Source organism: Cellulosimicrobium sp. NPDC057862, from assembly GCF_042797035.1.
Taxonomy (GTDB): Bacteria; Actinomycetota; Actinomycetes; order Actinomycetales; family Cellulomonadaceae; genus Cellulosimicrobium.
Genome location: NZ_JBHVMH010000001.1, coordinates 440,107 through 465,916 on the forward strand (window position 1 = coordinate 440,107; position 25,810 = coordinate 465,916).

Consider the following 25,810-nt stretch of genomic DNA (forward strand, 5'->3'; position numbering starts at 1 on the left):
CCGCGTCGAACGAAAACTGTTTACGACACCTACTATTCTGTGTACGGTAGACACGATTTCGCGGGCGGTCAAGACCCGCGGGAGGATGACGAGATGACCGGGACCGACCCCAGCGAGGCGCGCAGCACCGATCGACCGACCCCCGGTGCGGAGCTGCCTCCCGTCATCGCGCGGCTGTGGGGACGCGGCGCCGCCCCGCGTCGTGGTCCCAAGCCCGCGCTGACCGTCGAGCAGGTGGTGCGCGCCGCCGTCGACCTCGCCGACGCCGAGGGCCTGCCCGCGGTGTCCATGGCGCGCGTCGCCGAGTCGCTCGGGTACTCGTCGATGGCGCTCTACCGCTATGTCGAGAGCAAGGACGAGCTCCTCGTCCTCATGGCCGACGCCGCCGCGGACGTGCTCGCGCTCCCCCCGTACGACGAGGGCGACTGGCGCGCCGGGCTCGGGGCCTGGACGCGTGCGCAGATCGAGGGCGTCCTCGCGCGCCCCTGGTTCCTCGACCTGCCGCTGACGACCGCGCAGGTCGGCCCGAACCGCCTGCGCTGGATCGACCGCGCGTTCGCGATCCTCGCCCCGCTCGACCTGACGACGGACGAGAAGCTGCAGATCGTGGGCCTCCTCGCGCAGCACGTGCTCGGCGAGGGGCGCGTCCAGGTCGAGACCCGGCGCGCCGCCGCCGAGGCCGTGCGCCACGCGCAGGGCCTCCCCGCCGACACGCCCGAGGCGGACCTCGACCAGGACGCGGTCGCGGCCGCCAACCCGTACGCCGACTACGAGCTCGTGCTCACGCGGCTCGTCGACCCCGAGACGTACCCCGCGCTCACCGGGGCGCTCGCCGCGTGGACGCCCGCCGAGACCCAGCCCGACGACTGGGAGAGCGACATCGGGTTCGGGCTCGACATCCTCCTCGACGGGATCGAGGCGTTCGTCGCCAAGCGCGCCGCTGCCCGCGGGGTCGCCGGGCGCGACTGACCGCCGCTGACCGCCGCTGACCGCAGCTGACAGCCATGCGGTACCGGGCCCAGGGGTAGGGCGGCGCCCCACCCGCTCGCCCGGTGCCTCACCGCGTCAGGGGGTCGGCTGGACCGGGGCGTCGGGCACCTGGACGTCGGGCAGGTCCGGCAGGTCGAGCGTCGGGACGTCGATGCTCGGGATGTCGATGTCCTCCATCCGGTCGCGCAGCTCCTCCTGCCGGATCCGGTTGTTCTCCTGGATGCAGGAGAGTCGGGTCACGGGCCGGCCCGCGCACTCCTGGACGTCCGAGTCCGGGTCGCGCGGGGCCTTCGGCTCCTGGACGTAGCGGCCGTCGGCGTCGTGCTCGCCCGGGCTCACGGGCAGCGCGGCGAGCGCCGCCACGCCGCCGAGCGCGAGGAGCGCCGTCGTGACGAGGAGGACCGCCGCACCCAGCCCGGCACGGACGGCGGCCGCGGTGCTGGCGACCGGACGCTCGTCCGACGCCGCGCGCTGCTGGGCGGCCACGCGCCAGGCGACCCACAGGCCGACCGCCACCGGCAGGACGAACGCCACGGCGGCGAGCGCCGCGACAGGCCGGGCGTCCCCGCGCGCGAACCCTCCCGGCCCGATCGCGGCGACCACGATCGCGACGAGGCCCATGACGACCGTGCGACGCACGACGGCGCCGCGCAGGCCCGACCGCAGCCCGGCGATGCGGGCCGCCCCCGTGGGACCGGACGGCAGGTACCCGAGCTCGCGCGTCTGCGTGAGCATGGCCGCGTGCAGGACCGCGGACGTCACGGCCGTGACCGCGAGCACCACGCCCAGACCGACGAGGAACCAGCGCACGACGACGGCGTCGCGCACCACGTAGAGCAGGGCCAGACCCGCGAGCACGCCCACCCAGCCCACGACCACGGCGGCGACGGTCCCGCCACGGAACGGCGTCCGGCGCAGCGTGCGGCGCAGCAGGCCGCGCGGCACCTGGAGGAGGACGGGCAGCACCCGCAGGGCGGTGATCCCGGTCCACAGCAGGACCACGATCCCCCAGACCGGGACGCTGCCGACGTACGAGTCGCTCATCGAGAAGGCGACGACCAGCGCGACCGCCCCGACGAGCAGGACCGGCATCTCGACGAGTCGCAGGATCTGCTGCCACACGCTGAGGTGCAGCAGGTAGCCGGCCTCGGCGTGCTCGGGGTTCATCGCGAGGACGCCGCTGTACCCCTTCGCGCTGCGTCCCGCGTCGAGGGCGAGCGCGGCGTCGAGGTAGAGCAGGTCCTCGTGCTCCGGGGCGACGGCGAGGCCCTGGCGCACGAGCGTGCGCGCCCGGTCGTCGTCGCCGAGCCGCGACCAGAGCCGTGCGGCCTGCACGATCCGGTCCGGGTTCTCGGGCGCGAGCTCGAGCGCGGACGCGACGCGCTCGCGCGCGAGCCGCCGGTCCGGCCCGCGTACGCGACCCGACAGGTGCGTGTCGGCGAGCTGGAGGTGGTACCGCGCGTCGTCGGGGTCGAGCTCGAGCGCCCTCGCCGCGGCGTCGCGCGCGCCCGGCACGTCACCGGTGTTCTGCCGCGCGATCGAGAGGAGGTACAGCGCGCCGTCGGCCGCGGGCTGGGCGCCCACGACCTGCTCCAGGAGCGGCAGCGCCTCGGCCGAGCGCTGGAGCCGCAGCCGCACCCAGGCTGCGGTGAGGAGCAGCCGCGGGTCGTCGGGCAGGCTCGCGAGCGCGTCGTCGACCTCGTCGAGCGCGCGCTCGGGCCGCCCCATCTGGACGAGCAGCTCCGCGCGCGAGGCGACGGCGCGCGGGTCGGTCGTGGTGCTCACGGTCCGGGTTCCTCCGGTGCTCAGAGCATGCGCCGCGCGCGCAGGTACGCGGCGAGGTCGTCGTAGCGGCCGTCGTTGTTCGCGAAGGTGACGACGTTGCGCGCCGACTGGAGCCACGCCGTCGTCGAGGGCCGCACGTCCGCGAGCGCCGCGTCCAGGTCGGCCATGGTGATCGGCCGCACCTGCCCCGACGCGATGGAGTCCATCATCGCCTTCTCGGCCGCCGTCGCCGCGAGGTGCTCCAGGTCGGCGCCGGAGAAGCCGTCGGTGCGCTGGACGACCGAGCGCAGGTCGATCCCCGCGACCGGTCGGCCGGCCAGGTGGTGGCGCAGGATCGCCTCGCGCGCCGGCTCGTCGGGCGGCAGCACGAGCACGACGCGGTCGAACCGCCCCGGCCGCAGCAGCGCGGTGTCGACGTCCCACGGGTGGTTCGTGGCGCCGAGGACGAACAGCCCGTCGTTGTCGGAGCCGATGCCGTCCATCTCCTGGAGGAGCTGGTTGACGACGGTCCGCATGCCCGACGAGCCGGAGTACTGCGCGCGCTTGCCGCCGATCGCGTCGACCTCGTCGAGGAACAGCACGGCGGGGGCGAGCTGTCGCGCCTTCTGGAACAGCGCGTGGAGGTTCTGCTCGCTCTCCCCGATGTACTTGTCGAGGATGTCCGCGAGCGTCACCGTGAGGAAGCGCGCCCCGAGCTCGCCCGCGACGGCCCGCGCCATGTACGTCTTGCCGGTCCCGGGCGGGCCGTAGAGCAGGAGCCCGCCGCGCAGCGACTTGCCGAACGCCTTGGCGATCGCCTGGTTCCGCATCGGCTCCAGGAACGCCTCGCGGATGCGTTGCTTCACCGGCTCGAGGCCACCGACGTCCGCGAGCGTCACCGTCTCGCGCGAGACCTCGAGCAGGCCGGACCCGTCGTCGGGGGCGTCGTCGCGCGCGGGGACGAGGAACGGCTGGCCACCCGGTGCGGGCGGGACGGTGCCGTCGTCCTCCCCGAGGGGCGTGCCGCCCGGCCCGCCGGGCGGCACCCCGGGCACCTCTCCGGGCGGCGCCTCGACGCCGGGTGCCTCGACGAACGGTGCCGGGACGTGGACGCCCACCTCGTGCTCCAGCCGGTCCCAGTCGATGCCCGACGGCGCCGCGGGGCCGGGCGCCTCGGGGCCAGGTGCGGCGGGAACGCCGGGCGTGGTCGCGGGGGCGGGTGCCGCGGGGAACCCCGCGGTCGGGGTGCCGGGCGCGGGCGCGCCGGGCGCGCGCGGGACGGTCGCGTCGGACGGCACGCCCGTGATGATCCCGTCGTCGACGCCGCCCGGCGCTGACGTCGGTGCGTGCAGCCCGGCGACCGGGTCCGACGACGCGGCGGGACCCGTCGAGGCCGGGTCGGCCGCGGGGCGGGCTCCGGTCGCCGCGGCGACGGCCGACTCCTGGACGAGGCGGAGCGCCTCGCCGTCGGCCGGGTCGATCCGCAGGGCGGCGCTCGCCTGCTCGAGCGCCTCGACCGGTCGCCCGGCGGCCAGCAGGAGGCTCGCGTAGTGGACGCGCAGGGGGGCGCTCGACGGCGCCGCCGCGACGGCGGCGGCGAGCGCGGCCAGGGCGTCGGACATGGGGGTGCTCCTCGGGTGGCGCGGGCGGGACGACGACGCCGGCGCACCCGCGTGCGCGGCCGGCGGGGAACAGTGTGCCCCGGACCGGTGACGCCGACCATCGGCACAACTCCCCAGGGCAACTACTTGCCACATTGGAAAGTAGATGCTTGCATGGCATCCATGGCCACCGACGACACGACCGCCCGCACCGCCCCCAGCCCGGCCGAGGCATCCTCGGCGCTGGAGCACGCCGCACGGCTCGCCGCCTCGACGCGGACCCGGGGCTGGCGCTGGATCCGCCTCTACCTCTCGGGCTGGGCGGCGGCGAGCGTCGGCCTCGTGCTCGCCCTGGGCCTCGGCGGCCGGATCGGCTTCGTCGTCGGCATGAGCGCCTGGGCCGTGATCGTCACGGCAGGTGTCACGTGGGCCGCGCGCCAGGGGAGCATGGCCGCCGGGACGCGACGCCGCCTGGTCCTCGGCGCCGGCGGGTGGGCCGTCGTCTACGGCGCGACGCTCTTCGTCGGGCTCGACCGGTTCACGGGCGACGTCGCGTTCTGGGTCCCCGCCGCCCTCGTCAGCGCGGTCCCCCTGCTCCTCGCGGCGTGGCTGCCCGCGCCGCGCGACGACGCGGCGACCGCATGACCGCGGGGCGCGTCGGCGCCGCGGGCGACGCCGACGAGCACCACCCGCGACACACGCTCGACGAGGTGATCCACTCCCCCGTGCGCCTGTCGGTCGTCGCGGCGCTGTCCGGCGTCGAGAAGGCGGACTTCAAGACCCTGCGCGACACCATCGAGCTCTCCGACCCGACGCTGTCCAAGCAGCTCACGGTGCTGGAGGCTGCGGGGTACGTGGAGATCTCCAAGGAACGGTCGGGGCGGCGCGCACGCACCTGGGTCCGGCTGACCAGCACCGGGCGGGCTGCCCTCGTCGCCCACCTCGACGCGCTGCGCGCCATCGCGGACCTCCGGCTGCCTCCGGCGCCGCCGGGAACGTGAACGTGCACAGGACCGGATCGCGCGGTCCCCGTCCACAGGGGGCACCGGGAGCGGACCAGTGTCGGCAGGACCGGGCAGAGTGGACGCATGACGACCGACACGACCGCCACGACGCCCCTCGCGGTGCCCGACGACGCGCCCGCCGCCCCGCAGCCGGGTGCCCGCTGCTTCGGTGACGGCGACCCGCTCTACGAGGAGTACCACGACACCGAGTGGGCGGTCCCGGTGCACGGAGACACGGCGCTGTTCGAGCGGCTGGTGCTCGAGGGCTTCCAGTCCGGGCTGTCCTGGATCACCGTCCTGCGCAAGCGCCCCGCGTTCCGCGAGGTGTTCGCGGGGTTCGACCCGCAGGCCGTCGCCGCGTTCGACGAGCACGACGTCGAGCGCCTGCTCGACGACGCCCGCATCATCCGGAACCGGCAGAAGATCACGGCCACGATCGACAACGCGCGCGCCCTGCTCGCGCTCCAGGAGAGCGGACGCACGCTGGACGAGCTGCTCTGGTCGTTCGCGCCGCCGGCCCGCCGCGAGCGCCCCGCGACGTGGGGCGACGTGCCCGGGCTCACGCCCGAGTCCACCGCGCTCTCGAAGGCGCTCAAGAAGCACGGGTTCCGGTTCGTCGGGCCGACGACCGCCTACGCCGCGATGCAGGCGTGCGGGCTCGTCGACGACCACCTCGCGACCTGCCCGGTCGTCCTGGGCGCGCCGGGCTGACGGGGCGGCGCGAGCTTTCGCTATAGCAAAAACCGCCCGCATCGTGGGACGGGGTGCGACCATGGTCTCCATGAGCGCGTACGTGTCGGTCCTCGACCTCTTCTCCGTCGGCGTGGGGCCGTCGAGCTCGCACACCGTCGGGCCGATGCGGGCGTCGAAGGCGTTCGTCGCGACGCTGGCGGACGACGGCGTGCTGGACGCGGTCGCCGGCCTGCGGGTCGCGCTCTGCGGGTCGCTCGGGGCCACGGGTGTCGGCCACGGCACGCCGGACGCCGTCGTCGCGGGGCTGCTCGGCCTCGACCCCGAGACATGCGACCCCGCCCGGGTCCCCGGCTCGTGGGAGAAGCTGGGCGACGGCGCGCCCGTCGCGCTGCTGGGCCGGCACCGCGTCACGATGACGAGCGAGGACGTGCGCCTCGCGCCGCTGACGCGTATGCCCGGCCACCCCAACGGCATGCGCTTCACCGCGCTCGACGCCGAGGGCGCGACGCTCGCCGAGGAGGCGTACTACTCGGTCGGCGGCGGGTTCGTCCTCACGGCTGCCGAGCTCGAGTCCGCGGCGGCGAACGAGGCCGCACAGCTCGGCGCCGAGCTCGCGGGCGAAGCGATCGACCCGCGCACCGAGCCGTCGGGCGTGCCGTTCCCGTTCGCCAACGCGGCCGAGCTCCTCGCCCTGTGCGAGCGCGAGCGCACGTCCATCGCCGCCGTCGCGTGGGCGAACGAGTCCGCCCTGCGCCCCGCCGCCGAGGTCGAGGCGGGGGTCGACCGGATCTGGGACACCATGAGCGCGTGCGTCGACGCCGGGCTCGAGCGCGACGGGGTGCTGCCCGGACGCCTCAAGGTCCGCCGTCGGGCGCGGGCCCAGCGCGAGCGCCTCGAGCTCGCGGACGAGCGCGGCGCCGACACGACCATCGAGTGGCTCCAGGCGTTCGCCATGGCCGTCAACGAGGAGAACGCCGACGGGCGTCGCGTCGTCACCGCCCCGACGAACGGCGCCGCGGGCATCATCCCCGCGGTCGGCCGGCACTTCCTGCGCACCCACCCGGACGTCGCCGCGGACCCCGCGCGCCGGCGTCGGGCCATGCGCACGTACCTCCTCACGGCCGCCGCGATCGGCGCGCTCTACAAGCGCAACGCGTCGATCTCCGGCGCGGAGGCCGGCTGCCAGGGCGAGGTCGGCTCGGCGTGCTCGATGGCGGCGGGCGCGATCTGCGCCGTGCTCGGCGGCACACCCGCCCAGGTGGAGAACGCGGCCGAGATCGCGATGGAGCACAACCTCGGGCTCACGTGCGACCCCGTCGGCGGGCTCGTCCAGGTCCCGTGCATCGAGCGCAACGCCATCGCCGCCTGCACCGCCGTCTCCGCGGCGCGCCTCGCGCTCCAGGGAGACGGCTCGCACGTCGTCTCGCTCGACACCGTCATCGAGACGATGCGCCAGACCGGCGTGGACATGTCGACCAAGTACAAGGAGACCTCGACCGGCGGCCTCGCGGTCAACGTGGTCGAGTGCTGAGCCGGAGCGCAGCGAAGCAAGCGCAGGCTTCAGCACGACCGACAGAAGGAGTGCTGAGCCGACCGGTCACCACGTGCGGCGCACCGCCGCCTTGGTGCCGGTGACGAGGCTGCGCGGCGGGACGTCGTCGGTCACGACCGCGCCGGCGGCGACGACCGCGTCGTGGCCGATGGTCACGCCGGGCAGGATGGTGGCCCCGGCCCCGATCCACACGTTCTCGTGCACGTCGATCGGGCCGCCGGTCAGCCAGACCTTGCGGTCGTCGGTGTCGACGGGGTGCCCGACGGTGATGAACGTGACCTTCGGAGCGACCATGACGCGCTCGGCCAGCCGGATGCCCGCGTAGTCGAGGAACGTGCAGTTCTGGTTGACGAACACCCGCTCCCCCAGGTCCAGGTTCAGGCCGTGGTCCGTGAAGAAGGGCGGGTAGATCGTCACGCGCGGCCCCAGCGGGCGGCCCAGGATCTGCTCGAACAGCCGCGCCCGGCCCTCCTCGTCGTCGAACGGCAGGACGTTGAGCCGCGAGGTGAGCTCGGTGGCTCGCAGCACCCTCTCGGACATGGCGCGGAACTCGGGGCCGTGGATGCGCATGAGCAGGTCGCTGGGCATCCTCCGATCCTGCCTCGATCCTGACCCGGTCAGGGGACGGCGCGCGACGCCTCCCGGGCGGCGACGACCTCCTCGACGACGTCGACCACGCCGTCCTCGCCCGGCGAGGCGGCGATGCGCTCGCCGAGGCGTGCGCTGGCTCGCGCGTACGACGGGTCGGCGAGCAGACGCCGGACCGCGCGCCGCACCTGGGCGGGCCGCGGCGTGCTCGTCCGCAGCCGCACGCCGGCGCCCGTCCACGCGACGCGCGCCGCGACCTCGGCCTTGTCCTCGGTCTTGCCGGCGACGACCACGGGCACGCCGTGGCGCAGCGCGTGATGGACGCCGCCGTAGCCGCCGTTGGTCACGAGGACCGACGTGCGTGGCAGCAGCGCGTCGTACGGGAGGTACTCGGCCGCGCGCACGTTCGCCGGGAGCGACCCGAGCGAACCGACCGGACGGCCGCCCGTCGCGGCGACCACGAGCACGTCCTCGTCGGCGAGCGCGCGCAGCGTGGGGACGAGGAGCTGGGTCGGGTCCTCGTTCGCGACGGTCCCCTGGGTGACGTGGACGACCGGTCGGCGGGTGTCGAGGTCGCCCCACCACCCCGGGAGGTCGACGCTGCCCGGCGCCGGGCGCGGGGGGCCGACGAACCGGACCGGGGTCGCGACGTCGGGCCGCGGGTACTCGAGCTCGCGGACGGTGAGCTGCACGACGGCCTCCGCGTCGGCCGGCCACCCGAGGAAGAAGGTGCCGCTCGGCTCCCCGCCCGCGGCGCGGACCATGTCCTGCGCGGCGCGCTGCGGGGCGGCGAACGCGACCTGCTCGACGAACCGGTGCAGCACCCTGTTGCGCGCCACACCGAGCGGTCCGCGCGCGGGCAGGACCCCGAGGCCGAACGGCGCGGTCCGGTCGCTCCTGAGCCCGAGCGGGAAGATGCCGAGCGCGAGGACGGGCGGCCGACCGTCGGCGGGCGACGCGACGAGCGGCATCGCGCCGAGGAACAGCGGCTCGACGAGCACGACGTCGGCCGGGCGCGACGCGAGAGCGTCGACCATCGCCCGGTGCTGCGCGATGCCAGGGCCGACGAAGATCTCCAGCATGTCGTGCCGGATCGCGTCGAGACCCGTGCGCCCCGCACGACCCGGGAACGCCGCCGCGAGGTCCCGGTCGTCGAAGTCCGCCTCCGCAGGGAGCGGGAGGAACGTTGCGCCCGCTGCCTCGACGGCCGCGGCGAACCGGGACCCCGTCAGGAACCGGACGTCGTGCCCGCGGGCGACGAGCGCGCGGGTGACGGCGAGCAGCGGGGTGACGTGGGCGTGCACGGGGGTGGAGCAGAGCAGGACGTCGGCCATCGGTGGTGCCTCTCTCGTGGCGGCGCGGTCGCGCCGTGAAGACGGGAAGGCGCAGGACCGGGCCGTCTGCGCGGGGGCGCCGGTGGGGAGCCGGCGTGTGAGAAGATCGATCAACCGTCAGGAGTATTCATCACCTTCGAGGGGTAGTCAATAGTGGTCCCGCGCGCCTACACGTCCGACCTCCGCGCCGAGCAGGCCGCGCGCACGCGCGAGCGGGTCGTGCGCGCCGCCGCGCAGGAGCTCGCCGAGCGCGGCTACGAGCGCACGACCCTCGCGCGCGTCGCCGAGCGCGCGGGCGTGTCGCTGGAGACGGTCAAGGCGCACGGGCCCAAGCGCGCGCTGCTCCTCGCCGCGTTCGAGCTCACGTTCGCCGGGTCCGAGGGGCGGGAGTCGCTCGGCGAACGGCCCGAGGGCCGCTCCGTCGCCGGCACCGCCGACCCCGAGGAGTTCCTCGACGGGCTCGTCGCACTCGTCGCGGCGGCGAACGCTCGCGTCGCCGGCCTGTGGTCCGCCTTCACGTCGGCGGCACGCTCCGACGAGGCCGTCGCCGCGGAGCTCGACGCGCTCCTCGGACGCCGCCGCGCCGACCTGCGCGCGAGCGTCGACGTGCTCGTGGCGCACGGGTTCCGCCCGCACTCCTCCCGGGAGGAGGCGGCCGAGGCCCTCTCCTACCTGCTCGCGCCCGAGGGCTGGGGCCACTTCGTCGAGGGGGCGGGCTGGTCCGACGAGCGGTACCGCGCCTGGCTGCGCGACGCCGTCGTGCGCCTCGTCGCGGCACCGCCGACCGGCGACGCGAACGCCTGAGCCCTGGCGCGCCGTCGGGGACCGCGCCTACCGTGTGCCATGAGCACGCTTACCCCCGGCTTCCACGGCCGGCCACGTCCGCAGGGCGTGGCGCTCCCGCCGGGCCAGTACGTCGAGACCGGGTTCCCGGTGCTCTCGGCGGGGCCCACACCGCGCGTCGACACCGCGACCTGGCGGCTCGACGTCACCACCGAGACCGGCGCGACCCACGCGTGGTCGTGGGCGGACCTCATGGCGCTCCCCCAGGACGAGCCGACCGTCGACATCCACTGCGTGACCCGCTGGTCCAAGTTCGGGACGTCGTGGCGCGGCGTCTCGCTCGACACGCTCCTCGCCGACGTCGAGTCGACCGCCGACTTCGCGATGATCGGCTGCTACGGCGGCTACACGACGAACCTCCCGGTCGCGGAGCTCCTGGGCGGCAAGGCGTGGGTCGTGCACACGTTCGACGGCGCGCCGCTGCACCCCGTGCACGGCGGCCCGGCACGGCTGCTCGTGCCGCACCTGTACTTCTGGAAGTCGGCCAAGTGGGTCAACAGCATCACGCTCATGCCCATGGACCGGCAGGGCTTCTGGGAGCGTCTCGGCTACCACGACCTCGGCGACCCGTGGCGCGAGCAGAGGTACCAGGGTGATTGAGCCTCGAGATGACTGAGGCGCCCGTCCGCCTCGGCGCCCGGTACGCGACGCCGTCACGCTGGCAGGTCGCGACGCTCGTCGACGCGTGGGAGGAGAGCCCGTCCGCGCGGACGCTCGTCCTCGAGGTCCCCGCCTGGCCCGGGCACCTGGCCGGGCAGCACGTCGACCTGCGGCTCACCGCCCCCGACGGCTACACCGCCGAGCGCAGCTACTCGATCGGCAGCGCGGCGACCCGCGCCCCCGTGCGCGACGGCGACGCCGCGGACGGGTCGCCCGCCGTCGCGACGAACGGCGTGCCCGACGGCGCCTCTCCCGCGCGCGTCGAGGTCACCGTGCAGCGCGTCCCGGGCGGGGAGGTCTCGACGTATCTCACCGACGCCTTCGCGGTGGGGGACGCGATCGAGCTGCGCGGGCCGGTCGGCGGCTGGTTCGTCTGGTCACCGGAGCGCGACGCCGGGACGCCGGTCCTGCTCGCGGCCGGCGGGTCGGGCCTCGTGCCGCTCATGGCGATGCTGCGGACCCGCCGCGACGCCGGCGACCGCACGCCGTTCCGGCTCGTGTACTCGGTGCGCCGCCCGGAGGACCGGCTGTACGTCGACGACCTCGACCGGCTCGCCGCCGCGCACGACGGCCTCGACGTCCAGGTCGTCTTCACGCGCTCGACGCCGCTCGGGTCGATGCGCGGCCCCGGGCGCCTCGAGCGCCGCGACCTTGCCGCGTGGGGCTGGCCGGCCGAGATCGAGCCCGCGTGCTTCGTGTGCGGGCCAACCGGTTTCGTCGAGGCCGTCGCGCGGCAGCTCGTCTCGCTCGGCCACGACCCGGCGCGGGTCAAGACCGAGCGCTTCGGCCCCGCCGCGGACTGAGGGCGAACCGAGCGACTACGCCGACGGAGGCGGCGGCCAGCCCGCGCGGGCTCGGGCGTCGCGCTCCGAGAGCACGCTGCGCAGCAGCCGGATCGTGAGGATCAACGCCCAGATCACCAGGACGGCGACGGTCGCGATCACGGCGACGTAGAGCAGGATCAGCAGCGGGTAGATCGGCCCGATTCCCATGCGCGGACCCTACCGGCCCCGAGCCCGCCCCTCGCGGCACCGCCACCCACCCCGACCACCCGGGGCGACCACGCGCCGTCGGGCACAAGAACCACGGCTCTACCTCGCGGGACCAGGGATCTACCTCGACGAACGTGGCACATCGGGTGCTTGCGACATCTCTTGACGCCTCCTTCACCCGGCAGTAGCGTTCTTGCGTGTTGATGCAAGAAATCAACACTCCGTTGTGCGGTGCGGCACAGCGGGTCCGCAATTCTCGAAGGTACTGACCCGAGCCACCCGGCCACGGCCGGACGTGCGCCGTGGCCCGTCCTCCGACCCGGGCGTCCGGTCCGGTGCGGGGTCGCGCTCGGCGCGGCCTGACGCCCGTCGACGACGACGGGAGATCGAGGACATCGATGAGACATCGACCCAGCACGTCGAACCGCACAGCCGCCGGCGCGCCGCAGCGCCGGCTCCGCCTCCTCGCCGCGACGGCGGGGGCGGCGGCCCTGCTCGTCCCGCTCGGCATGACGACCACCGCGACGGCGGCGCCCACGGTGCTGTCCGCCGGGAAGTCGACGGCGGCGAGCAGCAACAACTCGCCGTACCTGTCCGGCAACCTCACCGACGGCAACCAGGGCACCTACTGGGAGTCGACCAACAACACGTTCCCGCAGTGGGCGCAGGTCGACCTCGGCGCGGCCGCCACGGTCGAGGACCTCGTGCTCAAGCTCCCCACGGGCTGGGAGACGCGCAGCCAGACCCTCAGCGTGCAGTCGAGCACCGACGGCTCGAGCTTCTCCACGATCAAGGCGTCACAGGCGTACGCGTTCAACCCCGCGTCGGGGAACACCGTGACGGTCGACGTACCGGACACGTCCGCCCGCTACGTGCGCGTGCAGATCACCGCGAACACGGGCTGGCCCGCGGGTCAGCTCTCCGAGCTCGAGGTGCGCGGCACGGCCGGCAGCACCGACCCCGGAGGCCCCGGCGAGCCGGAGCCGCCGACCGGCACCAACCTCGCGCTGAACAAGCCGATCGAGGGGTCGTCGACGGAGTGGCAGTTCGTGGCGAAGAACGCGAACGACGACAGCACCTCGACCTACTGGGAGGGCGCGGGCGGCCAGTACCCCAGCACGCTCACGGTCTCGCTCGACGCCGCGGCCCAGCTCACGAACGTCGTCGTCAAGCTCCCGCCGGCGTCCGCGTGGGGCCCGCGCACCCAGACCTTCGAGGTCCAGGGCCGCGCGACGGCGACCGGCACGTGGCAGACGCTCAAGCCGTCGGCGGGCTACGCGTTCGCGCCGAGCACGGGGAACACCGTGACGGTCCCCGTGACCGGCACGGCCAAGGACGTGCGCCTGCGGTTCACGGGGAACACCGGCTCCGGCAACGGCCAGGTCGCCGAGCTCCAGGTGTTCGGCACCGCCGCACCCAACCCGGACCTCGTCGTCACGAGCGTCACCGCGACCCCCGCGTCGCCGCTGGAGTCGCAGGCGATCACGCTGTCGGCCGTCGTGAAGAACATCGGCACGCAGTCGTCCGCCGCGACCGACGTCGCGTTCACGCTGAACGGCCAGACGGTCGCGACGAAGCCGGTCGGCGCGCTCGCGGCCGGCGCTCAGGCAACCGTCACGGCCGACGTCGGCGCCCGCCCCGCCGCGAGCTACACGATCGGCGCGGTCGCCGACGCGGGCGGCACGGTGGCCGAGCAGAACGAGGGCAACAACGGGTACGCGAACCCGACCCCGCTCGTCGTCACCGCCGTCCCGAGCTCGGACCTCGTCCCGACCCTGACGTGGTCGCCGAGCAACCCCGCCGCGGGCAGCACGGTGACGTTCTCCGCGACGATCGCGAACCAGGGCAACGTCGCGACCTCCACGTCTGCGCACGGCCTCACCGTCACCGTGACGAACAAGGCGACGGGCGCCGTCGTGCGCACCCTCACCGGCTCCGCGAGCGGCGCGATCGCCGCGGGCGCGAGCAGCGCGAGCGTCAACCTCGGCACGTGGACCGCCGCGAACGGCAACTACGACGTGAAGGTCGTCGCCGCGCCGGACTCCACCGAGGTCTCGGCGAAGCAGGCCAACAACACCGCGACGCGCCCCCTGTTCGTCGGACGCGGCGCCAACCTGCCGTTCGACACGTACGAGGCGGAGGACGGCGTCACGGGCGGCGGCGCGACCGTGCTGGCGCCCAACCGCGTCGTCGGCGACCTCGCGGGCGAGGCGTCGGGCCGACGCGCGGTGACGCTCAACCAGACCGGCGCGTACGTCGAGTGGACCACCAAGGCCCCGACGAACACGCTGCTGACCCGCTTCTCCATCCCCGACTCGGCGGGTGGCGGCGGCACGAACGCGACCCTCGCGATCTACGTCGACGGCCAGTTCCTCAAGAACATCGACCTCACGTCCCGCTACGCGTGGCTCTACGGCAACGAGACCAACCCGGGCAACCAGCCGGGCCAGGGCGCGCCGCGCCACGTCTACGACGAGTCGAGCACGCTGCTCGGGACGACCGTCCCGGCGGGCTCGAAGATCCGCCTGCAGAAGACCGCGCAGAACACGTCGCAGTACGCGATCGACTTCGTCGACCTCGAGCTCGCGACGCCGCGGGCGAACCCGAACCCCGCGCAGTACACGCAGCCCGCGGGCTTCACGCACCAGGACGTCCAGGCCGCGCTCGACAGGGTCCGCATGGACGCGACCGGCACGCTCAAGGGCGTCTACCTGCCCGCCGGCGACTACCAGACGTCGAGCAAGTTCCAGGTCTACGGCAAGGGGGTCGACGTCGTCGGCGCCGGGCCGTGGTTCACGCGGTTCTTCGCGCCGCAGGGCCAGGAGAACACCGACGTCGGCTTCCGCGCCGAGGCGAGCGCGAACGGCTCGACGTTCCGCGACTTCGCGTACTTCGGCAACTACACGTCGCGCATCGACGGCCCGGGCAAGGTCTTCGACTTCGCCAACGTGAAGAACATGACGATCGACAACATCTGGGTCGAGCACATGATCTGCATGTTCTGGGCGTCGAACATGGACGACTCCGAGGTCACGAACTCGCGCATCCGGAACACGTTCGCGGACGCGATCAACATGACCAACGGCAGCGCGAACAACCATGTGCACAACAACCAGGCGCGCGGCACCGGTGACGACTCGTTCGCGCTCTTCGCGGCCACCGACAACGGGGGCAGCGGGCAGCGCGGCAACGTGTTCGAGAACCTCACGTCGACCAACACGTGGCGCGCGGCGGGCCTCGCTGTCTACGGCGGCCAGGACAACACGTTCCGCAACATCTACATCGCGGACACGCTCGTCTACTCGGGCGTCACGATCAGCTCGCTCGACTTCGGGTACCCGATGGAGGGCTTCGGCCCGGCACCGACGGTGTTCGACGGGCTCACCGTCGTCCGCTCGGGCGGGCACTTCTGGGGCGACCAGGTGTTCGGGGCCGTGTGGATGTTCTCGGCGTCCAAGGCGTTCGGGAACATCCAGGTGAACAACCTCGACGTCATCGACCCGACGTACTCCGGGATCATGTTCCAGACGAACTACGTCGGCGGCCAGCCGCAGAACACCTTCCAGAACCCGACCTTCACCAACGTCACCATCACGGGGGCCAAGAAGAGCGGCGACCAGTACGACGCCAAGTCGGGCTACGGCATCTGGGCCAACCCGATGCCGGAGTCGGGCCAGGGCCCGGCCGTCGGCACGGCGACGTTCACCAACCTCACGTTCTCGGGCAACTTCCGGGACATCGAGAACACGACGTCGACCTTCACCATCACGCGCAACTGACGTCCGTCCGCACCCCGCTCGACGCCGCAGCCCGCCTCACGGGGCGGGCTGCGGCGCGCGCGCCGCGCCCAGGCCGGTCGAGGTCCCGTCCGCGGCGAACCGCCACCGCATCGCCGTGTGCTCGGCGCCGCGCGCGTACGCGAAGACGACGTCCGGGCGCACGGCGAACACGTACGCCTCCCCGCCGCCGTCCGCGGTGTCCCAGAACGCGCCGTCGCGGACCTCGAAGTGCCAGTCGTACTTGCAGCGCCACCGCTCCGCGAGGCGGTGCAGCATCGCGTCGTCGGTGACGCGCACCGCGTCGCCCTCCACCACGACGTCCATGCCCTCCTCGAACCGGTTGGCCCCGGTCGTGAGGACGACGTGCGGGTTCGTCGCGAGGTTGCGGGCCTTGCGCTCGTCCGGGCCCGTGCAGAAGAACAACGCTCCGTCGGCCGTCACGGTGAGGAGCGGCGTGACGTGGGGCCGCCCGTCCGGCCGGACCGTCGACACCCACGACACCCCCGCGCGCTCGAGCGCCTCCCGGACGGCGGGCCACGGCACCCGTGGCGCCTCCGGCGTGCTGTAGGCGGCGAGCAGGTCGCCGTGGTCGACGGTCGGGGCAGGCGTCTCGGTCATGGGGGTGCTCCTGTCGAGGCTCGTCGGACGCGGGGTGGACCGCCGCAGGGTCCAGAACTCATCGGTGCCCGACGCGCGGGACGCGGCCGCGTCCCGCCGGTGCGAGGTGGCCGGGTTGTGACACAGTGGGCACCAGCCCCCCGACGTCGACCGGAGACCGCCGCGCGCCCATGACCTCGACCCCGACCGAGCACGCCGTGACCCAGCGACCCCACCGGGCGGCCCGGCTCGAGGACCGGTGGCGCGCCGTCGTCTCCCGCTTCCAGAAGGCACGCGGGTGGCGCCCTCGCGTCGAGCCGTTCGCGGGGTACGGCACCCCGCGGCGCGTGCGCGTGCTCGCGCGCGTGCTCCTCGCGAGCCCCGCGTTCGACCCCGCGCTGCACGAGCGCGAGTCCGCCGACCGGCGCGGCTGGCGATACTTCTTCACCGCCCCCGCCCCGCGCGAGGAGGTCCGCGTGCACGTGGGCGACGCGACCGTCGACCTCGTCTCCGACCGCAGCGGCTACCTCGACGCGACGATCGACGTCGCGCTCGCCCCGGGATGGCACGACGTGACGTTCCGCCCGTCGTCGGGCGCGGTCGCGACGGGCCGCGTGCTCGTCGTGGCCGACGGGCGGCGGCTCGGCGTCGTGTCCGACATCGACGACACCGCCATGGTGACCGCGGTCCCCCGCCCGCTCATCGCGGCCTGGAACACGTTCGTGCGGCACTCGAGCGCGCGCGTCCCGGTGCCGGGGATGGCCGCCCTCTACCGCGGGATCGCGACGTCGCGGCCGGGCACCCCGTTCGTCTACCTGTCGACGGGCGCGTGGAACACCGCCGCGAACCTGCGCCGGTTCCTCCAGCGGCACGGCTTCCCGCCCGGCCCGCTCCTGCTCACCGACTGGGGCCCGACGAACACCGGCTGGTTCCGCAGCGGCCCGGAGCACAAGGACACCTCGCTCGACCGCCTCTTCCGCGAGCTGCCCGACGTCGACTGGCTGCTCGTGGGCGACGACGGACAGCACGACCCCGACATCTACGCGCGCGCCGCGCGCCGGCACCCCGACCACGTCGCCGCCGTCGCGATCCGCGAGCTGACGCCCGCGCAGCAGGTCCTCGCCCACGGCTCGCCGCTGCCGTCGCCCGGCAGCCTGCCCGGCGAGGTGCGCGGCGTCCCGACGGCGCACGGCCCCGACGGCGACGCGCTCACCCGCGCCCTCGCGAGGGTCCTGCGCCGGTAGGCTCCCGCAGGCGCCGGCCGGGTCCGCCGCGCCGACCCGGCCGCTCCACGTCCGACCGCACGGGTCCGCGACCGGCTCGGTCACGGGTGGAACCTTCCGGGCTCCCGGTGCGTGCTGGGGGCGTGACGATCTCGACGGAGTCCACCTTCATGACAGCAGACGACCCACCGTCGCCGGGCGGCTGGGCCGACCGTGACCTGCACGTGGTCACCGACGCGGGCCACGCGGAGGAGTTCGTGGCGTTCGTCGAGACCGCGAAGGACCCGCTCCACCGGCTCGCGTACTTCCTCTCCGGCGACCACCACCGCGCGGAGGAGCTCACGCAGCAGACGTTCGAGCGCACGTGGCGCTCGTGGCGACGCGCGCGGCAGGGCGACCCGCTCGCGTACGCCCGCACGATCCTCGCCAACCTGCGCGTCGACGCGTGGCGGCGCACGCGCCGCGAGGTGCTCACGGGCCTCGACCACGACGCACGCCGGCACGCGCCCGACGCGACCGGCCAGGTCCACGACCGCGACGCCGTCGTGCGGGCGCTCCTCACGCTCCCGCTGCGGCAGCGCCGCGTCGTCGTGCTGCGGCACCTGCTCGACCTCTCCGAGGCGGAGGTGTCGCGCGAGCTCGGCATCCCCGTCGGGACCGTGAAGTCCACCGCGTCCCGCGCGCTCGCCCGGCTGCGCGCCGCTCTCGCCGACACCGCCGAAGCCCCCGCCGACGCCCCCGCCGACGCTCCCGCCGACGCTCCCGCCGGAACGAGCCTCCGCACCGGCTCGTCGACCACGTCCACCGAAGGAGACCGATCGTGACCGACCACGACGACGCGGCGTTCGCCGCTGCCCTGCGCACCGCTGTCGCGCCCGACGGCCTGCGCTCGACGCTCGACGCCCACCGCGTCCTGGCGTCCTCGCGGCGTGCCCAGCGCCGTCGCCGGACGGCGGCGCTCTCCGCGACCGCGGGATGCGCCGCCGCGGCCGGGCTGCTCGCGGGTCCGCTGTCGCCCCGTTCAGGAGTCGACACGGCACCCCCGGCGACGGCGGCGGGCAGCACCGGCGCGGCGGGGGTGGTCGAGATCGCCCCGGGCGTGACGGCCGTCGTCGACCCGCGCGTCCACGACCGCGCCGGGGGCGGGATCGTCGTCGACCTCGGACTGCCCACCTGGGAGCCCGGGACGCGGTTCCTCCTCACCGTCGAGGCGGACGCCGTCGACCACCCGCTCCAGGTCTGGGCGGGCGACGACGCCGCCCTCGAGACGCTGCTGGCCGGTGCGGGACTGCCCGACGGCCCCGTGGCCACGTCCCGCGGAGACCTCGCCCTCGTGACCGGTCCGGGCGGTGACGACCAGCTCGCCGTCGGGCTCGTGCTCGACCAGGACCTGGCCGAGGACCCGGAGGGCGTGACCGTCGTGGCCCGCGAGACCCTGCGCGGCCCGGAGGGTGAGGCCCGCGCCACCCTCGACCTCCCCGTGTCGCCGCTCGACGCCGGGTCGTGGAGCGGCGTCTTCGCGATGCGGGTCGCGGACGCGCCGACCGACCTCGCCGTTCCCGCCGTCCGCGGGGTCTTCCTGCATGACGCCTTCGGCAGGAACGTGGGGTACGGCGGCTGCGACACCGACCCCGACCCCGCCGCGTGCGCGACGGTCTGGGACGCGGCGGAGGGCTCCCGAACGGCCCCGACACGCAGCAGCGAGCCGTCCGCGGACGACGTCGCCGTGCAGGCCTTCGCCGACGCGTACGCGGCGAACGACCTGTGGGCGAGCCAGGGTCACTTCGTCGCGGCTGCCTGCCCGGAGGAACGCCGCGCGCTCGACGCGGCGCGCGGTCTCAGCCGGGACGACGAGGACGATCTGACGTGGCAGTGCGAGGCGGACGACGCGGTCGACTGGTCCCGCTGGACGGGTGACGCCACCTCGTGACCTGCCCGGCGCGCCGGGATGCCGCACGTCGTCGCGGGTGATTGCCTGAGGGAATGACGACGCCGGAGCTGCCCTTCCCCACGCCCGACCCTGAGCCCGAGCAGCCGCGGCGCACCTGGCCGTGGATCGTGCTCACGATCGTCGCGGTGCTGGTGATCGCCCTGGTCGTGTGGCTCGTCAACCGCCCGGCGGACGACGCGCCCGCGGCGGAGACCCCGACGGCGACGGAGTCCCCGAACCCGTCGCCGACGGACACGGGCACGCCCACCGACGACACGTCGACGCCCGCCGCCGAGGGGTGCCCCGCGGCGGGCGACGGCGTCCCCGCGGGGGCGGGCACGCACGAGATCGTCGACGTGGACGGCGACGGCCGCCCGGACACCGCGTGGCTGACCGGCGGCGCGGACCGCGCGTTCGGGATCACGACCGCGTCGGGCGCGACGTTCTCCGCGCCGATCGAGTCCGCGAGCCCGGTCGCGGCGAGCGCGATCGTCCAGCTCGTCGCCGCGGGCGACGCCACCGCGCCGATCGCGCTCGTCGACACCGGGCGCGAGGTCCTGCTGTTCTCCGCCGCCGACTGCGCCGTCACGCCGACGCAGAACGCCCAGGGCGAGCAGTACACGTTCGACAAGGGCTTCACCGGGTTCGGCACGGGCGTCGGCTGCACCGAGGTCGACGGGGAGCTGCACCTCGCGGGCCTGAACGCCGTGTCCGACGACGGCACGTCCTTCACCGTGTCGCGCACCTTCGTCGACCTGGACGCGGGCGCGCAGACGGCGACGAACGGCGAGGAGGAGACGGTCGCGCAGGACGCCGGCGCGGACGACCCGGTGGTCACGACCGCGCAGGAGACCAGCTGCGGCGATCTCGTCGCCGGCCAGGACGGCCCGGTCGAGCCCCAGTGACCCCGCCGAGCACGACACGAGGGTCGTCATCCGTCGGACAGCGACCCTCTTGTCGTGCTCGACCGCGCGCGGTGGCGTGCTCGGCCATCACCCGCGGCCGCACGCGCGGCACGTGCCGCGGCGGCGGAGCCAGTAGGCGTAGGTCGCCGCGCCCAGGGCGAGGGACCACACCGGCCACAGGAACGTCGGTCCGACGGCGCCCCACGAGTCCGCGGTGAGCGCCAGGCGGCTCTCGCCGAGCCCGATGACGATGAGCGAGAGCCCCGCGGGGAGCACCGCGACCGCCACGATCGTCGCGGGGACGACCGCCAGCCCGACGGGGACCCTGCGACCCGCGAGCCCGACCATCCACCGGGGGAAGACCTCGCCCCAGCGCTGGAACAGGCCCAGGGTGAGCACGGCGCCCACGAGCGCGAAGCCGCCCAGCCCGAGCGCCGCGACCAGACCGTCCTTCCCCGCGAGGTCGGCGACGTTCTCCGCCGAGAAGCCGAGCGGGATGCCGAGGACCCACGCGATGCGCGTCACCGCGTAGAACGTCGGGATCGCGGCGGCGACGAGCGCGGCCGTCCGGCCCCAGCGCGCCGCGGCGGCGGGTGTCGTCCAGGCGGGGTCGCGGCCGTCGTGCCGCCGCCCGCACGACGCGCACGCGCCGACCCCGCGGCGCACGAACCGCCACGTCGAGGCGACGAGCAGGGCGCCACCGGCCAGGAGCGCGAGCTGCGTGAGCGGGCCGGCGCCGAGGAAGTCCTCGAACGCCGCCCGGATCACGGGGTCGAACGGCGCCATGACGAGCGTGACCGGCAGATACCCGAGCCGCGCCAGGATCGACGCGTCGGTGAGGGCGAGGACCCCGGCCGCGACGAGGGCGGTCGCCGCGACGGTCAGCGCGCGGTCGGCCCGGGCGACGGGTCCGTGCCGACCGCCGAGCCACGCCCGGAGCGCGGTCGCCGCGCCGACGAGGGCGAGGACCGCGACCCAGGGCGTGAGCGTCGCCCCCGCGACCCCGCTCAGGGCGCCGAACGACAGGTCGTTCGCGTCGCCCACCGCGAGGGTGCCGCCCGTCAGGGTGACGACGAGGGCCGCGACTCCCCCGACCGCCCACCACGCCGCGGCGGTCGGGGCGATCCACCGGCCACGGGCGGCATGCGCCCCGGGACCAGGTGGCGCTCCGGCGAGGGACCCGACGGCGACCGTGCGCGGGCCGGAAGGTGCAGCAGAGGACGGGGACGGGGTTCGTGTGCTCATGACTCGACCCTCGCGTCCGCCGTCGCGTGCCGGATCCCCCGTGGCGACGACGCCGCTCCCCCGCGCGGGGGATCAGTCGCGCGCGGGCCCGCGACGCAGTGCCCGCAGCGCGCCCGTGGACCACAGCGCCCACGCCACGAGGACCGGCTGGAAGAACAGGCGGACGAACCGCTTGGCGTCGGTGTCCAGGCCGAACCCGTCCTTGCCCTCGAGCCACTGGCCGACGTTGCCCGGGAAGATCACGACGAAGAACGCTGCGGCGACCAGGCCCACCGCGACCCGCCGGCGGGACAGCACGACGAGCGAGCCGCCCAGCGCGATCTCGACGGCGCCGGAGGCGAGGACCGTCACGTCCTCGTCGACAGGGAACCAGGACGGCACCTGGGCCTGGAACTCCTCCCGCGCGACCGTGAGGTGACTGACGCCCGCACCCACCAGGGCGAGCCCGAGGGCGACGCGGGCGAGCGTCGCGACGGGCGGGACGGGCGGTGCGGGGCGGGTGAGCACGGAGAGGTCCATGGCGCGATCGTCGCACCGGGCCGAGGCACCCGCAGCGCTGCGCGGCAGCCCGGCCGTCACCCAGCCCGCACGAAACCCGACTCGTAGGCGCGCACGACGGCCTGCGTGCGGTCGCGCACGCCGAGCTTGGCGAGCACGTTGCCCACGTGCGTGCGCACCGTCTCGACACCGAGGTAGAGCTCGCCCGCGATCTCCGCGTTCGAGAGCCCCCGTGCGACGAGGCGCAGCACCTCGCCCTCGCGCTCCGTGAGGTGCGCGGCGCGCAGCTCGTCGCCCGCGGGCGGTCGCGCCGTCGCGAGCCGTCGCACCGCGTCCGGGAACAGGAGCGACTCGCCGCGCGCCACGACCCGCACGGCCTGCGCGACCTCCTCGGGCCGCGCACGCTTGAGCAGGAACCCGTGCGCGCCCGCCCGCAGCGCGTCGAGCACGTGGTCGTCGTTCTCGAACGTCGTGAGGACCAGCACGCGCGGCGCGTCGTCGCGCGCGACGAGGGCACGCGTCGCCGCGATGCCGTCGACGCGCGGCATGCGCACGTCCATGAGCACGACGTCGGGGCGCGCCCGCGCGACGACCCCCGGCACCTCCGCCCCGTCCCCCGCCTCGCCGACGACCTCGAGGTCAGGCTCCGCGCCGAGGATGACGCGCAGCCCCGCGCGGACGAGCGGCTCGTCGTCCACGAGCACCACGCGCGTCGTCTCGTCCGTCATCCGCCCGATCCTGCCAGCGGGAACGTCGCGCGCACGACCCACGCGCCGCCGTCGGGCACGGGACCCGCCGACACCTCTCCGCGCAGCAGGCGGGCCCGCTCCCGCATGCCCGCGAGTCCGCGGCCCTCACGGGCGGGACCGTCAGGTGCCCGACGGCGCGTGCCCGGCCCGAGCCGGTTGCGCACCTCGACGGCGAGCGCGCCGCCCGGTCCCCGCCCGACAGCGACGGCGACCGGTCCGCCCGGGGCGTGGCGGAGCGCGTTCGTGATCGCCTCCTGGACGACGCGGTACGCCTCCTGCGACACCGCGCGCGGCACGTCCGGCAGCGAGACGTCGTTCCGAGCGAGGCGCACGTCGACTCCCGTCCGGCGTGCGTCGTCGAGCAGGGCGTCGAGGTCGGCGAGCGTGCGCGCCGGGCTGCGCACGGGCGCGCGCGGTCCGCCCGCCCCGGCCGGCGACGCCTCCGCGCGGAGCAGCCCGAGGACGTGGTCGAGGTCCGCCATGGCGGTGCGGCCCGTCTCCTCGATCGCGGCGAGCGCGGCACGTGCGGCGGCGTGGTCGGCGTCGAGGAGGCGGGCGGCCGCGGCGGCCTGGAGGGTCGTGACGGTCAGGGCGTGGCCCACCGAGTCGTGGAGCTCGCGCGCGAGCCGACCGCGCTCGGCGGAGCGGTCCGCTGCGGCCTCGAGCTCCGCGATGCGCTCCGTCTGGTCGGGCCCGAGCAACGGGAGGGCCGCCTGGCGCAGCACCGCGCGCGCGAGCGCGACGGCGTACGGGACGGCCAGGAGCGCGAGCACCGCGGTGACCAGCCACGTCCACGCGGGCAGCGCCTCCCACGGCCGCCAGTCGGTGAGGAGCACCGGCTCGACGCCCGTCGCCGAGAGGACGAGCTGCGTCGCGACCGGGACGAGGAACAGCACCACCACGAGCACCGTGGCGCCGAGCGCGAGGTGCAGCCCGTACCAGGCGGCGGCGCGCCAGCGTGTCGCCGCGCCGGGCGGGGACGCCCCGGGGACGGGCACGTCGACGTCGAGGAACGTCCGCACGGCCGCGATCTCGAGCGCACGGACGGGCGCGAGGAACGGCGGCGTGCTCACGAGGACCGCGGAGACGAGCGCGAGGACGAGGGTCGCGACGCGCGGCGTCTCCAGCGAGGCGAACATCTGCACGAACCCGGCGACCAGCGTCACGTACGCGCCGGCGACCACGCCCCCGACCACGAGGTAGACCCCGGCCCGGACCGTGCCCGCGCTGCGCAGCGGTGCGACGACCCGTCCCCACCCGCCCCGGCCCGGCGCGGTCGCCGCACGGGTCGGGCGGGCGTCGTCGGGCGTCATGGCCCCAGTCTCGCGGGACCGGGCAGGGCGCGCCTCCCCCGGCCGGGGGAGCCGCGCGAGCCGACCGCCCGTCCCCGCGCGGTCCCGGCCGGCCGCTGGTCCAATGGGCCCATGATCGGCTTCTGGTGGGGCCTCGTGGGGGCGTCGTCGCTGCTCCTCGGCGCGGCGCTGGTCTTCTGGCGGCCGCCGGGCCAGCGGCTCGTCGGGCTCATCATGGCGTTCGGGTCGGGCGTGCTCATCAGCGCGGTCGCGTACGACCTCGTGGAGGACGCGTCCACGCACGCGAGCGGCCTCGTGCTGCTCGCCGGCCTCGCGGGCGGCGCGCTGACGTTCTTCGTCGGCGACCGGATCATCGACCGGATGGGCGGCGAGGGCCGCAAGCGGTCCACGGGCGTGCAGGCGGAGTCCGTCCAGGCCGCGGGCGGGACGGGCGGCGCCGCGATCGCGCTCGGCACGGTGCTCGACGGCATCCCCGAGTCCGTCGTGCTCGGCGCGACCCTCATCGGGGGCGGCGGCGTCAGCGTCGCGATGCTCGCCGCCGTGTTCGTCTCGAACCTGCCCGAGGCGATGTCCGCGACGTCGGGCCTGCTCAAGGCGGGCACGAAGCCCTCGCGGCTCTGGGTGCTGTGGGGGTCGACGACCCTGGTCTCGGCGCTCGCGGCCGGGATCGGCTACGTCGCGCTCGACGGCGCGTCGCCCGCGGTCGTGGCGATCACGCAGGCGTTCGCCGCGGGGGCACTCCTCACCATGCTCGTCGACACGATGATCCCGGAGGCGACGGAGTTCGGCGGCCCGGTCACCGGGCTCGTCACGGTGCTGGGCTTCGCGACGGCGTTCGGGCTGAGCTCGCTCTGAGCGTCAGGCCGCGAGGTCCTGGCCGCTCATGCGGTGGATCGACGCCATGACCTCGTCCGTGAGCTCGCGCCGCGCCTGCGCGGGCTTGGTGCCCGCCGTGATCTGGCGCTGCGGGTCGATGGGCTTGCCGAAGTGCACCTGGACGCGGTGCAGGCGTGGGATCCGCTTGCCGATGGGCTGGACCTTGTCCGTGCCGCGCACGGCGACGGGGACGACCGGGGCGTGCCCGGCGAGCGCCAGCCACGCCACGCCGGTGCGGCCCGCGTGCAGCTTGCCGTCGCGCGAGCGCGTGCCCTCGGGGTAGATGCCGAACGCGCCGCCGCGCTGGAGCACCTCGAGCGCGTCCTCGAGCGAGCGCTGCCCGGCGCGCGGGTCGTCGCGCTGGACGGGGATCATGCCGATCGTCGTGAAGAACCAGCGCGACAGGCGGCCCTTGAGCCCGCGGCCGGTGAAGTACTCGGCCTTGGCGAGGAACGTGACGTGCCGCGGCGCGACGATCGGGATGAGGATCGAGTCGATGAACGACAGGTGGTTGCTCGCGAGGATGACCGCCCCGTTGCGCGGGATGTTGTTGCGTCCGGTCACCTGTGGCCGCAGCAGCACGTAGGCGAGCAGCGACAGGATGAGCCTCAGGACGCGGTAGGTCATCCGTTCATTGTGCACCGTGGTCGGCGCACGTCCGTGCACGCGGTGTT

Annotated in this window: 25 protein-coding genes; 14 read left to right on the forward strand and 11 right to left on the reverse strand. The window is 75.0% G+C overall.

All coding sequences use genetic code 11. The features are described 5' to 3' along the window. Positions 1–93: 93 nt before the first annotated feature. Positions 94–969 carry a TetR/AcrR family transcriptional regulator gene (locus tag ACFVN3_RS01815; protein WP_378229957.1) on the forward strand — a complete coding sequence of 292 codons (876 nt, stop codon included), beginning with the start codon at positions 94–96 and terminating at the stop codon, positions 967–969. Positions 970–1,065: 96 nt separating this feature from the next. On the opposite strand, the gene ACFVN3_RS01820 is transcribed toward ACFVN3_RS01815, so the two are convergent. Together ACFVN3_RS01820 and ACFVN3_RS01825 are read right to left on the reverse strand one after the other, a co-directional pair. Next, positions 1,066–2,775 (reverse strand): tetratricopeptide repeat protein, encoded by a 1,710-nt coding sequence (locus tag ACFVN3_RS01820; protein ID WP_378229959.1) that lies wholly within the window; start codon positions 2,773–2,775, stop codon positions 1,066–1,068. A 20-nt stretch (positions 2,776–2,795) separates the two neighbouring features. After that, positions 2,796–4,376 carry an AAA family ATPase gene (locus ACFVN3_RS01825; RefSeq protein WP_378229961.1) on the reverse strand — a complete coding sequence of 527 codons (1,581 nt, stop codon included), beginning with the start codon at positions 4,374–4,376 and terminating at the stop codon, positions 2,796–2,798. 162 nt (positions 4,377–4,538) lie between these two features. Here ACFVN3_RS01825 and ACFVN3_RS01830 point away from each other — a divergent pair, with 162 nt between their 5' ends. From ACFVN3_RS01830 to ACFVN3_RS01845, 4 genes are all read left to right on the forward strand, one after another. After that, the gene (locus ACFVN3_RS01830) at positions 4,539–5,000 is read left to right on the forward strand and encodes a hypothetical protein (protein WP_378229963.1); all 462 of its coding nucleotides are present in this window, start codon (positions 4,539–4,541) and stop codon (positions 4,998–5,000) included. Beyond that, positions 4,997–5,356, forward strand: coding sequence for a winged helix-turn-helix domain-containing protein (locus tag ACFVN3_RS01835; protein ID WP_378229965.1), 360 nt, complete (start codon positions 4,997–4,999; stop codon positions 5,354–5,356). Before ACFVN3_RS01830 ends, ACFVN3_RS01835 begins: the two co-directional genes overlap by 4 nt. An 87-nt stretch (positions 5,357–5,443) precedes the next feature. Next, positions 5,444–6,070, forward strand: coding sequence for a DNA-3-methyladenine glycosylase I (locus ACFVN3_RS01840; protein ID WP_378229967.1), 627 nt, complete (start codon positions 5,444–5,446; stop codon positions 6,068–6,070). A gap of 70 nt (positions 6,071–6,140) precedes the next feature. After that, on the forward strand, positions 6,141–7,583 hold the full coding sequence (locus ACFVN3_RS01845; RefSeq protein WP_378229969.1) for an L-serine ammonia-lyase: 1,443 nt from the start codon (positions 6,141–6,143) through the stop codon (positions 7,581–7,583). Between the two features lie 66 nt (positions 7,584–7,649). On the opposite strand, the gene ACFVN3_RS01850 is transcribed toward ACFVN3_RS01845, so the two are convergent. Both ACFVN3_RS01850 and ACFVN3_RS01855 read right to left on the reverse strand, forming a co-directional pair. Beyond that, positions 7,650–8,192: a DapH/DapD/GlmU-related protein gene (locus ACFVN3_RS01850; RefSeq protein WP_378229971.1), complete on the reverse strand. Its 543-nt coding sequence runs from the start codon at positions 8,190–8,192 to the stop codon at positions 7,650–7,652. Positions 8,193–8,221: 29 nt separating this feature from the next. Continuing rightward, positions 8,222–9,526: a glycosyltransferase gene (locus ACFVN3_RS01855; protein WP_378229973.1), complete on the reverse strand. Its 1,305-nt coding sequence runs from the start codon at positions 9,524–9,526 to the stop codon at positions 8,222–8,224. 153 nt (positions 9,527–9,679) lie between these two features. Here ACFVN3_RS01855 and ACFVN3_RS01860 point away from each other — a divergent pair, with 153 nt between their 5' ends. The 3 genes from ACFVN3_RS01860 to ACFVN3_RS01870 are packed head-to-tail and all read left to right on the forward strand — an operon-like array spanning position 9,680 to position 11,832. Next, positions 9,680–10,330: a TetR/AcrR family transcriptional regulator gene (locus tag ACFVN3_RS01860; RefSeq protein ID WP_378229975.1), complete on the forward strand. Its 651-nt coding sequence runs from the start codon at positions 9,680–9,682 to the stop codon at positions 10,328–10,330. 39 nt (positions 10,331–10,369) lie between these two features. Further along, positions 10,370–10,969 (forward strand): molybdopterin-dependent oxidoreductase, encoded by a 600-nt coding sequence (locus tag ACFVN3_RS01865; protein WP_378229977.1) that lies wholly within the window; start codon positions 10,370–10,372, stop codon positions 10,967–10,969. 8 nt (positions 10,970–10,977) lie between these two features. Continuing rightward, on the forward strand, positions 10,978–11,832 hold the full coding sequence (locus ACFVN3_RS01870) for a ferredoxin reductase (protein WP_378229979.1): 855 nt from the start codon (positions 10,978–10,980) through the stop codon (positions 11,830–11,832). Between the two features lie 15 nt (positions 11,833–11,847). Here ACFVN3_RS01870 and ACFVN3_RS01875 read toward each other — a convergent pair whose 3' ends face one another. Further along, the gene (locus ACFVN3_RS01875) at positions 11,848–12,021 is read right to left on the reverse strand and encodes a hypothetical protein (RefSeq protein WP_156186253.1); all 174 of its coding nucleotides are present in this window, start codon (positions 12,019–12,021) and stop codon (positions 11,848–11,850) included. Between the two features lie 398 nt (positions 12,022–12,419). Here ACFVN3_RS01875 and ACFVN3_RS01880 point away from each other — a divergent pair, with 398 nt between their 5' ends. Next, entirely contained in the window at positions 12,420–15,800 is a 3,381-nt protein-coding gene (locus tag ACFVN3_RS01880) for a discoidin domain-containing protein (RefSeq protein ID WP_378229982.1), read from the forward strand. Positions 15,801–15,836: 36 nt separating this feature from the next. Here ACFVN3_RS01880 and ACFVN3_RS01885 read toward each other — a convergent pair whose 3' ends face one another. Then, positions 15,837–16,418 carry a pyridoxamine 5'-phosphate oxidase family protein gene (locus tag ACFVN3_RS01885; RefSeq protein ID WP_378229984.1) on the reverse strand — a complete coding sequence of 194 codons (582 nt, stop codon included), beginning with the start codon at positions 16,416–16,418 and terminating at the stop codon, positions 15,837–15,839. A gap of 170 nt (positions 16,419–16,588) precedes the next feature. On the opposite strand from ACFVN3_RS01885, the gene ACFVN3_RS01890 reads away from it, so the two are divergent. The 4 genes from ACFVN3_RS01890 (at position 16,589) to ACFVN3_RS01905 (ending at position 20,455) form a co-directional block, all read left to right on the forward strand. Further along, the gene (locus tag ACFVN3_RS01890; RefSeq protein WP_378229986.1) at positions 16,589–17,641 is read left to right on the forward strand and encodes an App1 family protein; all 1,053 of its coding nucleotides are present in this window, start codon (positions 16,589–16,591) and stop codon (positions 17,639–17,641) included. A gap of 122 nt (positions 17,642–17,763) precedes the next feature. Continuing rightward, the gene (locus tag ACFVN3_RS01895) at positions 17,764–18,444 is read left to right on the forward strand and encodes a SigE family RNA polymerase sigma factor (protein ID WP_378229988.1); all 681 of its coding nucleotides are present in this window, start codon (positions 17,764–17,766) and stop codon (positions 18,442–18,444) included. After that, positions 18,441–19,550, forward strand: coding sequence for a hypothetical protein (locus tag ACFVN3_RS01900; RefSeq protein WP_378229990.1), 1,110 nt, complete (start codon positions 18,441–18,443; stop codon positions 19,548–19,550). Before ACFVN3_RS01895 ends, ACFVN3_RS01900 begins: the two co-directional genes overlap by 4 nt. Positions 19,551–19,603: 53 nt before the next feature. Then, complete coding sequence (locus ACFVN3_RS01905) at positions 19,604–20,455, forward strand: hypothetical protein (RefSeq protein WP_378229992.1); 852 nt, start codon at positions 19,604–19,606, stop codon at positions 20,453–20,455. Positions 20,456–20,542: 87 nt separating this feature from the next. Here ACFVN3_RS01905 and ACFVN3_RS01910 read toward each other — a convergent pair whose 3' ends face one another. The 4 genes from ACFVN3_RS01910 to ACFVN3_RS01925 all read right to left on the reverse strand — a co-directional run bounded on the left by ACFVN3_RS01910 (position 20,543) and on the right by ACFVN3_RS01925 (position 24,260). After that, positions 20,543–21,700 carry a hypothetical protein gene (locus ACFVN3_RS01910; protein ID WP_378229994.1) on the reverse strand — a complete coding sequence of 386 codons (1,158 nt, stop codon included), beginning with the start codon at positions 21,698–21,700 and terminating at the stop codon, positions 20,543–20,545. A 72-nt stretch (positions 21,701–21,772) separates the two neighbouring features. Then, positions 21,773–22,219 carry a hypothetical protein gene (locus ACFVN3_RS01915; RefSeq protein ID WP_378229996.1) on the reverse strand — a complete coding sequence of 149 codons (447 nt, stop codon included), beginning with the start codon at positions 22,217–22,219 and terminating at the stop codon, positions 21,773–21,775. A 56-nt stretch (positions 22,220–22,275) separates the two neighbouring features. Next, the gene (locus ACFVN3_RS01920) at positions 22,276–22,926 is read right to left on the reverse strand and encodes a response regulator (protein ID WP_378229998.1); all 651 of its coding nucleotides are present in this window, start codon (positions 22,924–22,926) and stop codon (positions 22,276–22,278) included. Next, positions 22,923–24,260: a sensor histidine kinase gene (locus tag ACFVN3_RS01925; protein ID WP_378230000.1), complete on the reverse strand. Its 1,338-nt coding sequence runs from the start codon at positions 24,258–24,260 to the stop codon at positions 22,923–22,925. Before ACFVN3_RS01925 ends, ACFVN3_RS01920 begins: the two co-directional genes overlap by 4 nt. 111 nt (positions 24,261–24,371) lie before the next feature. Between ACFVN3_RS01925 and ACFVN3_RS01930 the strand changes: the two genes are divergently transcribed. Next, a complete protein-coding gene (locus tag ACFVN3_RS01930; protein WP_277514237.1) occupies positions 24,372–25,115 on the forward strand; it encodes a ZIP family metal transporter in 744 nt (247 codons plus the stop codon). 3 nt (positions 25,116–25,118) lie between these two features. On the opposite strand, the gene ACFVN3_RS01935 is transcribed toward ACFVN3_RS01930, so the two are convergent. Next, positions 25,119–25,763: a 1-acyl-sn-glycerol-3-phosphate acyltransferase gene (locus ACFVN3_RS01935; RefSeq protein WP_087470316.1), complete on the reverse strand. Its 645-nt coding sequence runs from the start codon at positions 25,761–25,763 to the stop codon at positions 25,119–25,121. Positions 25,764–25,810: the final 47 nt, after the last annotated feature.